The organism is Streptomyces sp. NPDC003011, from assembly GCF_053591515.1.
In genome coordinates this window covers 98,348-113,379 of the sequence record NZ_JBSFTY010000017.1, presented here as the reverse complement: position 1 = coordinate 113,379, position 15,032 = coordinate 98,348, and the positions used below count along the sequence as shown (strand labels likewise).

At 72.9% G+C, this 15,032-nt stretch carries 16 protein-coding genes; 7 read left to right on the top strand and 9 right to left on the bottom strand.

Features of this window, described 5'->3' with window-relative positions:
* Positions 1 to 101: 101 nt before the first annotated feature.
* Together ACWD0J_RS12010 and ACWD0J_RS12005 are read right to left on the bottom strand one after the other, a co-directional pair.
* Positions 102 to 995, bottom strand: a complete 894-nt coding sequence (locus tag ACWD0J_RS12010) for a 2-hydroxy-3-oxopropionate reductase (protein ID WP_451495648.1) — start codon at positions 993 to 995, stop codon at positions 102 to 104.
* A 44-nt stretch (positions 996 to 1,039) separates the two neighbouring features.
* Positions 1,040 to 1,894 (bottom strand): TIM barrel protein, encoded by an 855-nt coding sequence (locus ACWD0J_RS12005; RefSeq protein ID WP_451495647.1) that lies wholly within the window; start codon positions 1,892 to 1,894, stop codon positions 1,040 to 1,042.
* 474 nt (positions 1,895 to 2,368) lie between these two features.
* Between ACWD0J_RS12005 and ACWD0J_RS12000 the strand changes: the two genes are divergently transcribed.
* From ACWD0J_RS12000 to ACWD0J_RS11975, 6 genes are all read left to right on the top strand, one after another.
* Positions 2,369 to 2,650: a hypothetical protein gene (locus ACWD0J_RS12000; protein WP_451495646.1), complete on the top strand. Its 282-nt coding sequence runs from the start codon at positions 2,369 to 2,371 to the stop codon at positions 2,648 to 2,650.
* The gene (locus tag ACWD0J_RS11995; protein WP_451495645.1) at positions 2,647 to 3,015 is read left to right on the top strand and encodes a helix-turn-helix domain-containing protein; all 369 of its coding nucleotides are present in this window, start codon (positions 2,647 to 2,649) and stop codon (positions 3,013 to 3,015) included. Before ACWD0J_RS12000 ends, ACWD0J_RS11995 begins: the two co-directional genes overlap by 4 nt.
* Before the next feature lie 241 nt (positions 3,016 to 3,256).
* Positions 3,257 to 3,766, top strand: a complete 510-nt coding sequence (gene uraD / locus ACWD0J_RS11990) for a 2-oxo-4-hydroxy-4-carboxy-5-ureidoimidazoline decarboxylase (protein ID WP_451495644.1) — start codon at positions 3,257 to 3,259, stop codon at positions 3,764 to 3,766.
* 44 nt (positions 3,767 to 3,810) lie between these two features.
* Positions 3,811 to 4,218, top strand: coding sequence for a hydroxyisourate hydrolase (gene uraH / locus ACWD0J_RS11985; RefSeq protein WP_451495643.1), 408 nt, complete (start codon positions 3,811 to 3,813; stop codon positions 4,216 to 4,218).
* A gap of 6 nt (positions 4,219 to 4,224) precedes the next feature.
* Positions 4,225 to 5,154, top strand: coding sequence for a factor-independent urate hydroxylase (gene pucL, locus ACWD0J_RS11980; protein ID WP_451495642.1), 930 nt, complete (start codon positions 4,225 to 4,227; stop codon positions 5,152 to 5,154).
* Between the two features lie 205 nt (positions 5,155 to 5,359).
* On the top strand, positions 5,360 to 6,736 hold the full coding sequence (locus tag ACWD0J_RS11975) for an 8-oxoguanine deaminase (RefSeq protein ID WP_451495641.1): 1,377 nt from the start codon (positions 5,360 to 5,362) through the stop codon (positions 6,734 to 6,736).
* Positions 6,737 to 7,510: 774 nt separating this feature from the next.
* Here ACWD0J_RS11975 and ACWD0J_RS11970 read toward each other — a convergent pair.
* The 4 genes from ACWD0J_RS11970 to ACWD0J_RS11955 form a co-directional block, all read right to left on the bottom strand.
* Positions 7,511 to 7,933 (bottom strand): acyl-CoA thioesterase, encoded by a 423-nt coding sequence (locus tag ACWD0J_RS11970; RefSeq protein ID WP_451495640.1) that lies wholly within the window; start codon positions 7,931 to 7,933, stop codon positions 7,511 to 7,513.
* A 52-nt stretch (positions 7,934 to 7,985) separates the two neighbouring features.
* Entirely contained in the window at positions 7,986 to 8,615 is a 630-nt protein-coding gene (locus ACWD0J_RS11965; protein ID WP_451495639.1) for a hypothetical protein, read from the bottom strand.
* Between the two features lie 85 nt (positions 8,616 to 8,700).
* A complete protein-coding gene (locus ACWD0J_RS11960) occupies positions 8,701 to 9,300 on the bottom strand; it encodes a histidine phosphatase family protein (RefSeq protein ID WP_451495638.1) in 600 nt (199 codons plus the stop codon).
* Positions 9,301 to 9,372: 72 nt separating this feature from the next.
* Positions 9,373 to 10,581: a pyridoxal phosphate-dependent aminotransferase gene (locus tag ACWD0J_RS11955; RefSeq protein ID WP_451495637.1), complete on the bottom strand. Its 1,209-nt coding sequence runs from the start codon at positions 10,579 to 10,581 to the stop codon at positions 9,373 to 9,375.
* 87 nt (positions 10,582 to 10,668) lie between these two features.
* Between ACWD0J_RS11955 and ACWD0J_RS11950 the strand changes: the two genes are divergently transcribed.
* The gene (locus ACWD0J_RS11950; RefSeq protein ID WP_451495636.1) at positions 10,669 to 11,295 is read left to right on the top strand and encodes a winged helix-turn-helix transcriptional regulator; all 627 of its coding nucleotides are present in this window, start codon (positions 10,669 to 10,671) and stop codon (positions 11,293 to 11,295) included.
* Positions 11,296 to 11,387: 92 nt separating this feature from the next.
* On the opposite strand, the gene ACWD0J_RS11945 is transcribed toward ACWD0J_RS11950, so the two are convergent.
* Genes ACWD0J_RS11945 through ACWD0J_RS11935 form a run of 3 tightly spaced genes read right to left on the bottom strand, consistent with a single transcriptional unit; the run spans position 11,388 to position 14,995 of the window.
* Positions 11,388 to 12,182, bottom strand: a complete 795-nt coding sequence (locus tag ACWD0J_RS11945; protein WP_451495635.1) for a hypothetical protein — start codon at positions 12,180 to 12,182, stop codon at positions 11,388 to 11,390.
* Entirely contained in the window at positions 12,182 to 13,444 is a 1,263-nt protein-coding gene (locus ACWD0J_RS11940; RefSeq protein WP_451495634.1) for a vWA domain-containing protein, read from the bottom strand. The genes ACWD0J_RS11945 and ACWD0J_RS11940 overlap by 1 nt, the downstream gene beginning before the upstream one ends.
* Before the next feature lie 45 nt (positions 13,445 to 13,489).
* A complete protein-coding gene (locus tag ACWD0J_RS11935; protein WP_451495633.1) occupies positions 13,490 to 14,995 on the bottom strand; it encodes an IucA/IucC family protein in 1,506 nt (501 codons plus the stop codon).
* Between the last annotated feature and the right edge of the window lie 37 nt (positions 14,996 to 15,032).

Here is a 15,032-nt window from a genome sequence, read left to right as displayed (position 1 = left end):
GCCTCGACAGGTCGTCGAGGCCGGGGACGGGGTTCCGGTCCGCGGCGGCGCCTGGGCGCGACAGGACAGATGTCAGCGCCGCCGCGGACCGGAAGTCTGGCTCAGACCCGGGCGCCGGACAGGCGCTCCACCGCCCGGAGCAGGGCCGAGTGGTCGAGCCCGCCGTCGCCCTGCGCCCGCAGGCTCGCGACCAGCTGGGCGACCACGGCCCCGACGGGCAGGGCGGCGCCGACCGCGCGGGCGGCGTCCGTGACGATGCCCAAATCCTTGTGGTGCAGGTCGATCCGGAAGCCCGGCTCGAAGTCGCGGTTCAGGAAGTTGTCCTTCTTGCGCGCCAGCACGGTGGAGCCGGCCAGACCGCCGTTCAGGACGTCGAGCGCCGCCTTCAGGTCCACGCCCGACTTCTCCAGGAAGACCACGGCCTCGGCGCACGCCTGGATGTTCACGGCGACGATCAGCTGGTTGGCGGCCTTCACGGTCTGGCCCGCGCCGTGCGGTCCGCACAGCACGATCGTCCTGCCGAGCGCCTCGAAGATCGGCCCGGCCTCGTCGAAGTCGGCCTGCTCGCCGCCGGCCATGATGGACAGCACGGCCTCGACCGCACCGGCCTCACCGCCGGAGACGGGCGCGTCCAGCACGCGGATGCCCTTGTCCCGGGCCGCCTTCGCCAGGTCGACCGAGGTCTGCGGGGTGATCGAGGACATGTCGATCAGCAGGGCGCCGGAGCGCGCGTGCTCCAGGATGCCGTCCGGTCCGTACGCGATGGCCTCGACCTGTGGGGAGGCGGGAACCATCGTGATCACGACGTCGGCGTCCCGGACGGCCTCGGCGATCGAACCGGCGGCCGTGCCCCCGGCGGCGGCCAGCCGGTCCAGCTTGTCCCGCTCCAGGGTGAAGCCGGTGACGTCGTAACCCGCCTTGAGGAGGTTCTCGGACATGGGGGAACCCATGATGCCCAGCCCTATCCAGGCGATCTTCGGGAGGTTCGTGGTCATGCGGGTGCCTCTCTGACTGCGGTTCTACGTCGATGAGCGGGCGCTCAGCGAGCGGCTCGGGCCTCGGCGGGCAGCCAGTCGAACGCTGCCGCGCTCGGGCGGTCGCCCGGCTTGTACTCCAGGCCGACCCAGCCCTCGTAGCCGGCCTTGCGCAGGTGGCCGAGGAGGTCCGCGAGGGGGAGTGATCCGGTGCCCGGCGCGCCCCGCCCGGGGTTGTCGGCGATCTGCACATGGCCGGTCTTGGCGGTGTACCGCTCGATCACCGACGGCAGGTCCTCGCCGTTCATGGCCAGGTGGTAGAGGTCCATCAGGAACTTCGCGTTGCCGAGTCCGGTCGCGTCGTTGACCTTGTCGACGACGCCGATGCCGGCCGGGGCGCTCACCAGCGGGTAGAGCGGCGACTCGGTCTTGTTGAGGGTCTCGATCAGGAGGACCGCGCCGATCCGGTCGGCGGCCCGGGCGGCGAGGACCAGGTTCTCCAGCGCGAGCGCGTCCTGCTCGGCCGGGTCCACGCCGTCGACGCGGTTGCCGTACAGCGCGTTGAGCGCCGTGCAGCCCAGGCTCTCGGCGAGCCCGGCCGCCACGTCGATGTTGGCGCGGAACCGCTCCGCCTCCGCGCCCGGGACCGACAGGGCGCCGCGGTCGGGGCCGGGCAGCTGTCCGGCGTAGAGGTTCAGGCCTGTGAGCCGGACGCCCACGTCCACGACCGCCCTCCTCAGGGCGTCGAGCTCGGACCGGTCGGGGGCGGGGGAGTCGGCCCAGGGCCACCACAGCTCGACCGCGGTGAAGCCGGCCGCGGCGGCGGCCGCGGGGCGCTCCAGGAGCGGGAGCTCCGTGAAGAGGATCGACAGGTTGACGGTGAAGCGCTGCTCTGCGAGGCGCTGCTCTGTGAATCCCATCAGGCCGGCGCTCCCTTCCGTAGCAAGTTTCCGTATTGTGGAAGTTCTTTTCTGCTTATTGGAAGACTGCCGTCGGGTGTCGGAGCTTGTCAAGAGGGCTCGGCGGAAACGGCGCGCACGTCAGGCGGTGGGCGGCGGAGGCGGCCGGCCGCCGGGGCGGTGGGTGCGAGGGCGCGCTCGGCGGCCGGTGGTCCGTCGGCGGGCGGCCGACGGCGGGCGGGAACGGTGCGGGCCCTGCCCGGCGTCTTCGCGTGACGAAGGGCATGACGAAGAGCGTGACGAAGCGGAGGCGCCTCGGCGGGACGTGTGGGCTAGGGTCGGCTGTGCGGCGGCCCGGACTGAGCCGTCGTGAGGGTGATGACCTGCGACGGCGTCACGGCGACCGGCGGCCGGCCGGTCACGCGTCACGCCTCCCGTGCCGTGCGCCTGCGGGCCGGGGACACACGCGGGCCGCTGCGATGCCATGGGGGCACAGTGCGACTGAGAGTGGAGTTCACGACCGAACCCTTCGACCTCGACGAGGCGCCCGCGCACGCGGTGGTGGCCCGCGAGGTCGTCGAGGCGGCCGACCTGGACGCGGTGGACGTCGGCCCGTTCGGCAACACGGTGGAAGGCGGTGCCGACGCCGTGCTCACCGCCGTGGACGTCCTGCTGCGCCGGACCCTGGAATCCGGCGCCACCCGGATCTCGCTCCAGCTCAACGTGATCGGGGAGAGCGTCGCCGGTCGGGGCGTCGCCGGAGAGGGCGAGAAGTGACCGCCGCCGGGGACGAGCCCTTCATCGCGGCCGTGAAGCCGCTGGTCGACGCGATGGGCGGCGAGCTGCTCCCCTCCGACGAGGCCGGCCCCGACGACGTGGTGCTCTCCTGGGAGGGCGTCGACGTCGTCGCCGTACGCCTGCCGCAGCTCGCGGACTCCCTCGATCACATCCTGGCCGCCCTGGAGCGCAAGAAAGGCAAACCCCTGGCCGATCTGGACCGCAAGGCCAAGCAGGAGGTCGTGCGGATGCTGGAGGCGCGCGGCGCCTTCTCCGTGCGGCACGGGGTGGAGACCGTGGCCGGCGCGCTCGGAGTCAGCCGCTTCACGGTCTACAACTACCTCAACCGCGAGAAGGAGTCCTGACCGGCGGGCGGTCCCGGCGGGCGGGCCCGGCTTCCGGGCGGGAAGGGCCTTCGGGCGGGAGGGGCCTTCGGGCGGGAGGGGCCTTCGGGCGGGAGGGGCCTTCGGGCGGGCCGGGCTGCGCTGTCCGGACCGGGCTTCGTTACCCGGAATTTTCAACAAAATGTTGACGCCGTCTTCGGGAGAGCGTTAGCTGGCGGCAGTCCGATCAGCACGAAGGCCGTTCCCGGCCACGGAGGCTCCCGTGACGTCGACTTCCACGCCCCCGGGTCTGGCCCGGTTCAACGCCCTGGAGGAGCACGCGGCCTACGCCGCGCTGCACGAGGTGTGCGCCTCCACGGCATGGGCGAAGCGGCTGCTCGCCGCCCGCCCCTACGCCACCGCCGACGAGCTCTACGCCGTCAGTGACGCGGCGACGGCCGAGCTGACCGCCGGTGACCTGGCGGAGGCGATGGCCGGACACCCGCCGATCGGCCGCCCCCGGCCGGGCGATCCCGCCTCCGCACGCGAACAACGCGGCATGGCCGGCGCCTCCGAGCAGCTCAAGGCGGAGATGCTCGAACTGAACCTGGCCTACCAGGAGAAGTTCGGCCACGTCTTCTTGATCTGCGCCACCGGCCGCACCGGTGAGCAGATGCGGGACGCGGCCAGGGAGCGGATCGGGAACCCGCCGGAACGGGAGCGGGAGATCGTCCGCACCGAGCTGGGCAGGATCAACCGGATCCGCCTGGCCCGCATCGCCGGCGAGAACTGAAGAAGCCGGAAGAGGACGGACGAGGACGGAAGAGGACGCCTGACATGAGCACCAGCACCACCGCCTCGGTGTCGACGCACATCCTCGACACCAGTGCCGGCCGCCCCGCCGAGGGCGTCGCCGTCCAGCTCTCCGCCCGCCTCGGGCGGGACGCGGACTGGCAGGCGCTCGGCGGGTCCGCGACCGACGCGGACGGGCGGTGCAAGGACCTCCCGGCGCTGCCGGAGGGAACCACCCACGTACGGCTCGACTTCGCCGTGGAGGCGTATTTCGAGCCGGACGTCCAGCACCAGCGAGCCGATGCGCAGCAGGACGCCCCCGCGAATCGGGACAGCGGCCCTGGAGTGTTCTTCCCGGAGGTGGCGATCACGTTCGCCGTCGTGCCGGGCGAGCACTACCACGTGCCGCTGCTGCTCAACCCGTTCGGCTACTCCGTTTACCGAGGGAGCTAGCAGACCATGGCAGACACTTCCCGCCCGGCCCGTCCGGTGTTCCTGGGACAGAACCAGTACGGCAAGGCCGAGAACCGGGTCGTCAAGATCACGCGGGACGGCGCCACCCACCACATCAAGGACCTGAACGTGTCCGTGTCGCTCAGCGGCGACATGGACGAGGTCCACTACTCCGGCTCCAACGCCAACGTCCTGCCGACCGACACCACCAAGAACACGGTGTACGCGTTCGCCAAGGAGCACGGCATCGAGTCCGCCGAACAGTTCGGCATCCACCTCGCCCGGCACTTCGTGACCTCGCAGGAGCCGATCCACCGGGCCCGGATCCGGATCGAGGAGTACGCCTGGGAGCGGATCGAGAACGCCGGTGAGGGCGCGCACTCCTTCGTCCGCCAGGGCCAGGAGACCCGGCTGGCGCAGATCACCTACGACGGCTCGTCGTGGGAGGTCGTGTCGGGGCTGAAGGACCTGGTCGTGATGAACTCGACCGACTCCGAGTTCTGGGGCTACGTCAAGGACAAGTACACGACGCTGCCCGAGGCCCACGACCGCATCCTGGCCACCCAGGTCTCCGCCCGCTGGCGCTTCGGCTGGTGCGACGACGCCCGGCAGCCGCCCCAGTGGGACGAGTCCTACGAGCAGACGAGGAAGCACCTGCTCGAGGCCTTCGCCGAGACGTACTCGCTGTCGCTCCAGCAGACCCTGTACCAGATGGGCGCGCGGATCATCGACCACCGCGACGAGATCGACGAGGTCCGCTTCTCCCTCCCGAACAAGCACCACTTCCTGGTGGACCTGGAGCCGTTCGGGCTGAAGAACGCCACCGACGACGGAGCCGTGTACCTCGCCGCCGACCGGCCCTACGGCCTGATCGAGGCGACCGTCCTGCGGGACGGCTGCGAGCCGAGGATCCCGGTGGACCTCACCAACCTCTGATCCGCCCCCTGCTCGGCGCCCGTGGCCGGGGGAACCCTCCCCGCCCGCCCCGGCCACGGCACTCACCTCTCCAGGGTCCTGCCGTGCCCTTTCCCCAGAGACGGCAGAGACGACAGACGACAGAGAGCAGTGAGACCGCAGGACCGGCGTGAGACCCCAGGGATGCAGTGAGACCACTGAGACCACTGAGCGAAAAGGACGCATCATGGCAGCAGACCGGCGCATCGTCATCGAGAACTGTGCGATCGCGACCGTCGACGCCCACGACACCGAGTACGCGAGCGGACACGTCGTCGTCGCCGGCAACCGCATCGAGTCGCTCGGCGCGGGCAGGGCCCCCGAGGGCCTGGAGAACGTCGACCGCCGGATCGACGCCACCGGGCACCTCGTGACCCCGGGCCTGGTCAACACCCACCACCACTACTACCAGTGGATCACCCGGGGCCTGGCCACCGACCACAACCTGTTCGACTGGCTCGTCGCGCTGTACCCGACCTGGGCCCGCATCGACGAGCGGATGGTCCGCGCGGCCGCCCAGGGCTCGCTCGCGATGATGGCCCGCGGCGGCGTCACCACCGCCATGGACCACCACTACGTGTACCCGCGGGGCTCCGGTGACCTGTCTGGCGCGATCATCGGCGCCGCCCGCGAGATGGGCGTCCGCTTCACCCTCGCCCGCGGCTCCATGGACCGCAGCGAGAAGGACGGCGGGCTGCCGCCGGACTTCGCCGTGGAGACACTGGACGGCGCCCTCGCCGCCACCGAGGAGACCGTCGGGCAGTACCACGACGCCTCCTTCGACGCGATGACCCAGGTCGCCGTCGCGCCCTGCTCGCCCTTCTCCGTCTCCACCGAACTGCTCAGCCAGGGCGCCGAGCTGGCCCGCCGCCTCGGCGTACGGCTGCACACCCACGGCTCGGAGACCGTGGAGGAGGAGCAGTTCTGCAAGGAACTGTTCGGCATGGGCCCCACCGACTACTTCGAGTCCACCGGGTGGCTCGGCGAGGACGTGTGGATGGCGCACTGCGTCCACATGAACGACGCCGACATCGCCGCCTTCGCCCGTACGAGGACCGGTGTCGCCCACTGTCCGTCGTCCAACGCCCGTCTGGCCGCCGGGATCGCCCGGGTCCCCGACCTGCTGGCGGCCGGCGTCCCGGTCGGCCTCGGCGTCGACGGCACGGCGTCCAACGAGTCCGGCGAACTCCACACCGAGCTGCGCAACGCGCTCCTCATCAACCGCCTCGGCGCCCACCGCGAGGCCGCCCTGAACGTCCGCCAGGCGCTGCGGCTCGGCACCTACGGCGGCGCCCAGGTCCTCGGCCGCGCACGCGAGATCGGCTCGCTGGAGCCCGGCAAGCTGGCCGACCTGGTGCTGTGGAAGCTGGACACACTGGCCCACGCCTCCATCGCCGACCCGGTGACCGCACTGGTCCTCGGCGCGGCGGCCCCGGTCACGGCCTCCTTCGTGAACGGCCGCCAGATCGTCGAGGACGGCCGGCTGCTGACCGCGGACGAGGACGCCATCGCCCGCTCCACACGGGCGGAGGCGCAGCGGCTGGCGGCCATCGCCGCGCGGTGACTCCGTAGTCACGCACGGCACTTGAGCCCCGGTCGGGAGGGACGGCTCCCGACCGGTGGCCGTGGACCCGAGCGGGGTCCACGGCGGCCGCGTCCGGGGCACGCACTTCCGTGCGTGCCCCGGAACGGTCACGGTCCCGCACGCGGCGAGGCAGGGGGGCGAACGTCACCCTCGCCCGAACGCCTGGCAGGGCCGGGGGTCCGGCAGCCGCCCGGTGCAGAACGACCCGGGCGGCACACCCATCAGGGTGCGGACGTCGGACGTCATGCGCGACTGGTCGCAGCAGCCGGTGACGGCGGCCGCTTCGGCCCGGGAAGCGTCGGCCGCGTGCGACGCGGGCGTGGTGATGCGGCGAGATTCCGACGCCGTCGCCGAACAGGATGCGCGACTGCCGTCCCCCCCACCGCCAGTTCACGGTCCGCCTCGCGGCGTCCCGGGGGCGTGATCCGGCCGGGTGGACAGGGCGTCGACGGCGGCGCGCGCAACAGCCGGGTGCGCGCGTCGGTGGCGGCCGGGGTCAGCCGTGCGGGCAGCGCGCCCAACGGCACGGCCCGCCCGGCGAGTTCGACCGTCGGCGTGCCGAGCAGTGGGCGCGCGGTCCCGGGCCGAGGCGCACCTGGACGCAGGACATCACGCGCTTGTCCGCGTCCGCGGGCCGGGGGGCCGGGTGCGCGGAGCGACGACCAGGGTGTCGCGCCGTCCCTCGACTTCCACCCCGGCCGGCCGGCTTCGCCGCGCGGGGGACGGCACAGGACACCCCGGCGGGCGCCCGGCTCAGAGGCCGAACAGGCTCGGATCCGACGCCAGTTCCTTGAAGTGTGCCCGCGGATCCGCCACCAGCTTGCGCGCCTTGAGGTCCATCAGGCCGCCGACGGCCGTGATCTCGGCAGCCACCGTGCCGTCCGTCCGGCGGATGGTCTGCTCGATGCGGAACGTCCTGCCCTCGCCCCAGACGAAGTCGCACGTCACCTCGACCTCGTCGCCGGCGAGCAGTTCGCGCCGGTAGCGGATGGTCGTCTCCAGCGCCACGGGGCCGACGCCTTCGCCGATGAGACCGGTCTGGCTGATGCCGGCCGCCGCGAGCAGCGACCAGCGGGCGTGCTCCGCGTAGTTGATGTACACGCTCTGGTTGAGGTGGCCCTGCACGTCCGTCTCGTACCCTCGGACGGTCACCGGGACGGAAAACGGTTCGGTCACGGCTTCCCCTTCTCGTCGTGGACGTTCTGCTCCACTGATCTTGGCATGCTCATCACGCCCGGCGGGGGGACGCCAGCAGATAGCGGGCCCTCGTCCGCGGCTCCGTGTGCTCGCCCGCCTGCCAGCCCGCCTTCTCCAGGGTGGCCGCGCAGGCCCGCAGCTCCTCGGTGTCCGGCGCGTGCACGGCGACGGCCTCCGGCTGCGGGGTCGCGCGCACCCGGTACCCGTCGGTGCCGTTCCGCCCCGCCGGGCGGTGTCCGGCGGCCTCCAGGGCGAGCGCGGCGGCCTGCACCAGATGCGTACGCTCCCAGCCGCACGGCTGGTCCGTGGCCCCGTCGGGCCGGGTCATCCGGCGCAGCTCCAGCATGCCCTGCCAGGCGCTGTGCACCTCACGCGTCCGGGACGGGCCGGCCTCGGGGGCGTCCGGTTCACCGCCCACCCGCGCGGCGAACACCCCGGACCCGGCGCTCTCCACGGGAGCCTCGGGCGCCGGCGTGACCTCCTCCCGTATCCGATGCCCGGCCGGGGTCAGGAAGTGGTCGTGCGGCGGTCGCGGATGCCGGAAGGCGAGCCCCTGCCTGACCAGCGCCGCCAGCTGTGCGTCCGTCCCCCTGAGCCGCCCGGTGACGGGATCGGCGGCGTCGATGACACGCCGCTGCGCGGCGGTCGGCGGTCGGGTCACGGCACGCTCCTTCCCGGTGCGGCGGAGGACGCCGGACCCCCGCCCGGACCCCGGGTCCGGGGCCCCTTTGCCAGTACGTCCGAGACTACGACGGGGCTCTGACATTCCACCCGGCGATCACCGGCCGCCCGTGCTCCGTGCCCAGCCGGCTCAGCGCCCCCGTGGCCAGTTGGAACAGCGCGCCGCCCGACGGCGGCAGCCCGAGCCGGCGGGCCGTGAGGACGCGGAGGAAATGGCCGTGCGCCACCAGGACCACACACCCCTCGGTGTTGGCGAACGCGGCGTCCACCTTGGCCAGCACGCGGTCGGCGCGCTCCCCGACCTGCTCCGGGGTCTCCCCGGGGCGGTCCGGCGGACCCGGCGGCACCCCGTCCGTGAATAGGAACCAGTCCGGCCGGGTGCGCTGGATCTCGACGGTGGTGATGCCCTCGTAGCCGCCGTAGTCCCACTCGTGCAGGTCCGCGTCGACCCGCACGTCGTGCAGGCCGATCAGCTCGGCCGTCTCGCGGGCCCGCTGCGACGGGCTGACGAACGCGGCTCCGATCCGGTGCGAACGGATCAGCGGCACCAGCCGGCGTGCCTCGGCACGGCCGCGCTCGGTCAGCGGGACGTCCGTCAGGCCGGTGTGCCGCCCTGATCGCGACCACTCGGTCTCACCGTGCCGTACCAGAAAGAGATCACTCATGCGGCCCAGGTTAGGAGACCGCCGGCACGATCGAGAAGGCCGGAATCCCCGGGCTCCGGCCCGAGGCGCACGTCACTGCCGATAGCCGCTCAGGAACCGCCCGATCCGGCCGATCGCCGCCTCCAGGTCGTCCGCGTGGGGGAGGGTGAGGATGCGGAAGTGGTCCGGCGTCGGCCAGTTGAAGCCCGTGCCCTGGACGACCTGGATCTTCTCCCGCAGCAACAGGTCCAGGACGAACCTCTCGTCGTCGTGGATCTTGTGCACCTTGGGGTCGAGGCGGGGGAAGGCGTACAGCGCGCCCTTCGGCTTCACGCACGACACGCCGGGGATCTCGTTGAGCTTCTCCCAGGCCACGGTGCGCTGTTCGTGCAGGCGTCCGCCGGGACGCGTCAGCTCGCGGATGGACTGGCGGCCGCCGAGCGCGGCCTGGATGGCGTACTGCGCGGGCGCGTTGGCGCACAGCCGCATGGAGGCCAGCATGGTCAGGCCCTCCAGGTAGTTCCGCGCGTGCTGCTTGGGGCCGGTGATCACCAGCCAGCCCGAGCGGAAGCCCGCCACCCGGTAGGTCTTCGACAGGCCGCAGAAGGTCAGGACCACCAGGTCGGGGGCGAGGGCGGCGGCCGAGTGGTGCACGGCGTCGTCGTACAGGATCTGGTCGTAGATCTCGTCGGCGAAGACCATCAGGCCGTGCCGGCGGGCGAGGTCGAGGATGCCCTCGACGATCTCCTTCGGGTAGACCGCGCCGGTGGGGTTGTTCGGGTTGATGATGACCACGGCCTTGGTGCGGTCGGTGATCTTCGCCGCCATGTCGTCCAGGTCCGGGTACCAGTCGGCCCGTTCGTCGCACAGGTAGTGGACGGCCCTGCCGCCCGCGAGGGTCGTCACCGCCGTCCAGAGGGGGAAGTCCGGGGCGGGGACGAGGATTTCGTCGCCGTCCTCGATCAGCGCCTGTACGGCCATGGACACCAGCTCGGAGACGCCGTTGCCGAGGAAGACGTCGTCGACGTCGACCTCCAGGCCGAGGGCCTGGTAGCGCTGGGCGACCGCCCGGCGGGCGGAGAGGACGCCGCGCGAGTCGGTGTAGCCGTGCGCCCGCGGCAGCATCCGGATCATGTCCTGGAGGATCTCCTCCGGCGCCTCGAAGCCGAACAGGGCGGGGTTGCCGGTGTTCAGCCGGAGGACGCTGTGGCCCGCCTCCTCCAGCGCGTCGGCCTGCTCGATCACCGGGCCGCGGATCTCGTAACAGACCTCGCTCAGCTTGTTCGACTGCCGGAACTCCATGCGCTTACGCCCCTCCGGTATGTGGTGTTGCTTGGTTTTACCAAGTGTGAGCTTGGAAAGTCCAACAACTTGTTTAGACTGCGTCGCATGCCACCTCGCCGAAGCTACGACCAGTACTGTTCCGCCGCCCGGGCGCTCGACGTCGTCGGCGACCGCTGGACGCTCCTGATCGTCCGGGAGCTGCTGGGCGGTCCGCGCCGCTACACCGACCTGCACGCGGACCTGCCCGGCGTCAGCACGGACGTACTCGCCTCGCGGCTGAAGGACATGGAGCGCGACGGCCTGACGACCCGGCGCCGGCTGCCGCCGCCCGGCGCGGCGTACGTGTACGAACTCACCGGGCGCGGGCGGGAGTTGCTGCCGGTGCTCCAGGCGCTGGGGCGATGGGGGCAGGCCGGGCTGGGCGAGCGGCGGCCCACCGACGCCGTACGGGCGCACTGGTTCGCGCTGCCGCTGCTGCGGTCGCTGGAGGGCGAGGGCCTCGTCGACGTACGGCTGGAGGAGGGGAACTTCCATCTGTACGTCGGCGCCGAGGACGGGCCCGTCTACGGCGACGGGCCCGCCCCGCGGGAGCCGGACGCCCGGCTGGTGCTGGACACCGGCACCTGCACGGCGATCGGGCGGGGCGAGCTGAGCGTCCTGGAGGCGGTGCGGACCGGGCGGGTGGAGGTGACCGGTGACGGCACACCGGCGAAGGCGCTCAGGGAGGCGTGAGGATCAGGGAGGCGGGAGGCTTGGGAGGCGTGGGGTTCCGGGAGGCGTGACAGGCATGAAGGCCCGCTGGAGGCGGGCCTTCTGACGCCTCGTCACGCTCCTGGTGGCACCCGTGCCGGCCGCCCCGGCCCGCGGGTCAGCGTGTACCCGCCGACACCGGCGAGCGCGGCCAGCACGCCGCCCACCGCGGTCCACACCCACCGGTCGGACCACCAGCCGGAGGACCAGCCGTCATCGGGGTCGATGCCGGACAGCACGGCGGAGTCCGCCGCACCGTCCTGCTCCGCCTTCGACGTGACCGCGATGCCCGGCACCAGCGGCTCGCCCAGCGAGCCGTCCACCGCGGCCGAACCGCCGATGTCCCGGGAGGCGACCCGCACCTGCGCGTCGACCGGAAGACCCAGGTCGGCGGTCGTGAGGCCGACGGCCGTCAGCCGCACGTAGTACGTCCCGGGCAGCGGGTCGTTCGCCCACGGCTCCGACCAGGCGCGGACCGTGCGCAGCGTGCACGCCAGCCGCACGGAGGCGGTGCCCGCCGCGGCGGTGCGGGTCTGCGCGCCGTACTGGCAGGACTGGCGCCGGCGCAGACCGTCGTACACGTCGAGCTGCCAGGTCTCGGCGGCGTGCGTCCCGGGCAGCCGCACCGTCGCCTCGACGGTGGGGCGCTGTCCCGCGTCCGCCGGGAACGCCCAGTACAGGTAGTCGCCCGCGGACCCGTCCGCCGTGGCCGTCCGCCCCTGCTCGATCTCGGTGGCCGTACGGAACGAGGTGCCGGCGGCGGTGGGCGCGTCGCTGTCCGCCGGGGACGGCGAGGCGTCGGCCGCGGCCGGGGAGGCGGCCAGCCCGAGCATCAGCAGGGATGCGCTCAACACGCGGGTGATCCGCATCAGTTGGTCCTCCAGACCGCGAGCCGCCAGCGCGACAGCCAGCCCCAGACGAGACCGGCGAGGAAGCCGGTGAGGATCAGCGCGCCCAGCAGCCACCAGCCGCGCCCGAGGCCGAAGGAGGCCACGTCGCTCGCGGGCGACGGCCCGTCCACGACGTCGATGGTCAGCTCCAGCGGCAGACCGGGCGTGGTCTTCACGCCGGAGGCCGCCGAGAAGGAGTGGGTGACCTGGAGGCACACGGTCTCGGCGGCGTCGGCGGCGTCGTCACGCTCCGCCTTCGGGTACCGCAGCCCCGTCGAGACCACGTCGGTACGGCCGTCGCCCGCCGCCTCGCCGCGCACGATCTCCCGGCCGTGCGTCGTGACCGCCCGCAGCAGCACCCCGTAGGAGGGGTTCACGGCCCGGTCGGCGCCCACGCTCACCGAGGCCCGCAGCTCCTGGCCGGGCTCCACGTCCACCCGGTACCAGCGCTGCCGCCCGAACTCCTCGCGGTCGGTGTACAGCCCGGACTCGACGGCCGGTGCCGTGGCGCACCCGGTGGCACCCTCGACCGCCACCGGCGTCACCACCGGCTCGGCCGCCCGGTCCACCAACTGGCTGACCTTGTCGGTCAGTTCGTCGGTGTGCCGCACCGACGTGTAGGTGCCGCCGGTGGCCTCCGCGATGCAGCTGAGCTGCTGCCGCATCTTGGTGTTGGGGACCAGCCCGAGGGTGTCGATGGTCAGACCGATGCCCTTCGCGGCGATCTCGCGGGCCACCTCGCACGGATCCAGCGGGGCGCAGGTGTCCTCGCCGTCGCTGATCAGCACGATCCGCTTGGATCCGGTGCCGCCGTCGAGGTCGTCGGCCGCCTTCAGCAGCGCCGGGCCGATCGGGGTCCAGCCGGTGGGGGAGAGGGTCGCCACCGCCGTCTTCGCCTCGGTGCGGTCCAGCGGGCCGACCGGGTAGAGCTGCGCGGTGTCCTTGCAGCCCGTCTTCTGGTCGTCGCCGGCGTAGTCGGCGCCCAGGGTCCGGATGCCGAGCTGGACCTCCTCGGGCGTCGCGTCCAGCACCTCATTGAAGGCCTGCTTCGCCGCCGCCATCCGGGTGCCGCCGTCGATGTCCCGGGCCCGCATGGAACCACTCACGTCGAGGACGAGGTCGACCTTGGGCGCGTCGCCGGTGGGTTCACCGGCGAGGGCCGCGGCCGGAAAGACGATCCCGGCCGTCAGGGCGGCGAGCAGGGCGCACACTCCCGCCGCCGGCCGTTTACTTGTGATCATCGGCGGATCCTATTGACCAGCGGTGCCGCGCTCCAAAACGGCCGTTCAGCGCAGGGGGTTGGGCAGCCCGGTCCACTGGTCGCCCGGTGTCCCCGGAGACAGCCGCATCAACGTCAACGCCTTGGCCGGCAGCGGCCGTTCGCGCAGCGCGGCGAGATCGGGGGTGCGCGGCAGATCCCGTACGGCCGCCTCCAGGGCCCCGCCCAGAGCCGCCGCCGAACCCGCCGTACCCGCGAGCGCGCCGGCCACCAGCGACCCGAACAGCTTGCGCCGCAGGGTCGTTTCGTCGTCGGTGACGATCCGGCCGGTCAGTTCCGGCACCGCGATGCCGTGCCGGGCCAGCCGGGCCGGGCTCACCCGGATGTCGGCGAGATCCCGGTAGACCAGGCGCAGGGGGGTGCCCGTCGGAGACAGGACGACGAGCAGGTTCTGTCCGTGCGCCTCCAGGGCCACGCCCAGGTCCAGCAGCCGCAGTCCCACGGTGAGGGCGAGCCGGGCGAAGCCGGCGAGCCAGGCGGGGTCGGCCGGCAGCCCGGTGGCGGGCAGGGCGGCCACCGGCACCACGCGCTCACCGCTGCCCGGCGCGACGCAGGCCTGCGGCGACTCCCGCAACACCGCGGCGAGGTCGGGGGAGTCGGCGGTGGCCGCGCCCAGGGTGCGGGTGACGTGCAGCAGACCGTCCAGGCGGGCGGCCAGCGTCTGGGCGAACGCCGACAGGGTCGCGGACAGGCCGATCGAGTACACCGAGATGTCCCGCACGGACGAGGTGAGCCGGGCGCTCAGCGCGGTCTTGACGTGCGGCCCCCCGTCGGGCAGCGCCAGCGTGCGCAGGGACATCAGCGGGTGCGCGTCCGGACCGGTCCCGCACGTCCGCTTCAGCACATGCTCCACCTGCCACGGATGCACCGGCAGCAACAGCCGTCCCCCGTCGGTCAGTTCGTCCGGCCAGGCGCCCGTCACCAGGCACTCGCCCGCCGGGACCGGCAGCAGCCCCAGCCGCACCAGCGGCCGGTGCTCGGGCCCGTAGGCGAGCTGCTCGGCCACCGAGAACCCGGGCCGGGCGCGGCAGCCCGGGTGGTACGGATGCCCGTCGACCACCCGCTGCTCCCACTCCCAGTCCTCGCGGGGCCACTGGGTCGCGCGCGGCTCCTCCTGCCCGGCCCGGGACAGCGCCAACGAGGCGACGCTGTGCCCGAGTTCGGCGGCGAAGTCCGTGGCGTGCGGTACGACGAGGTCGGTCATCAGCCGAGCCGGATCGTCGTACCACACGTCGTCGAGCCGTACGGCGGTGACGTACGCCGTCGTGGCGTACGGGTCCGGACGCGGGCCGCGCAGCCGGCGGCCGTCCGCGAGGCGCAGGGTGACGTCGTCCGGGCCGGCCGTGCGGTCCGTGAGCCACGGGAACGGCTCATGGGTGAGCGCACGCCACAGGCGAGTCAGGACGGCGGCGCGGGCACCGGGCAGTTCGGCCGTGTAGCGCGGCACGAGGCCGGGGCGTACGGCGGCCAGTTCCTCGGCGGCCTCGGCCTCGGCGGTGGGGGGACGGTGCACGGTCGGGCTCCTCGGGTACGGACGGGGTGTCACGACA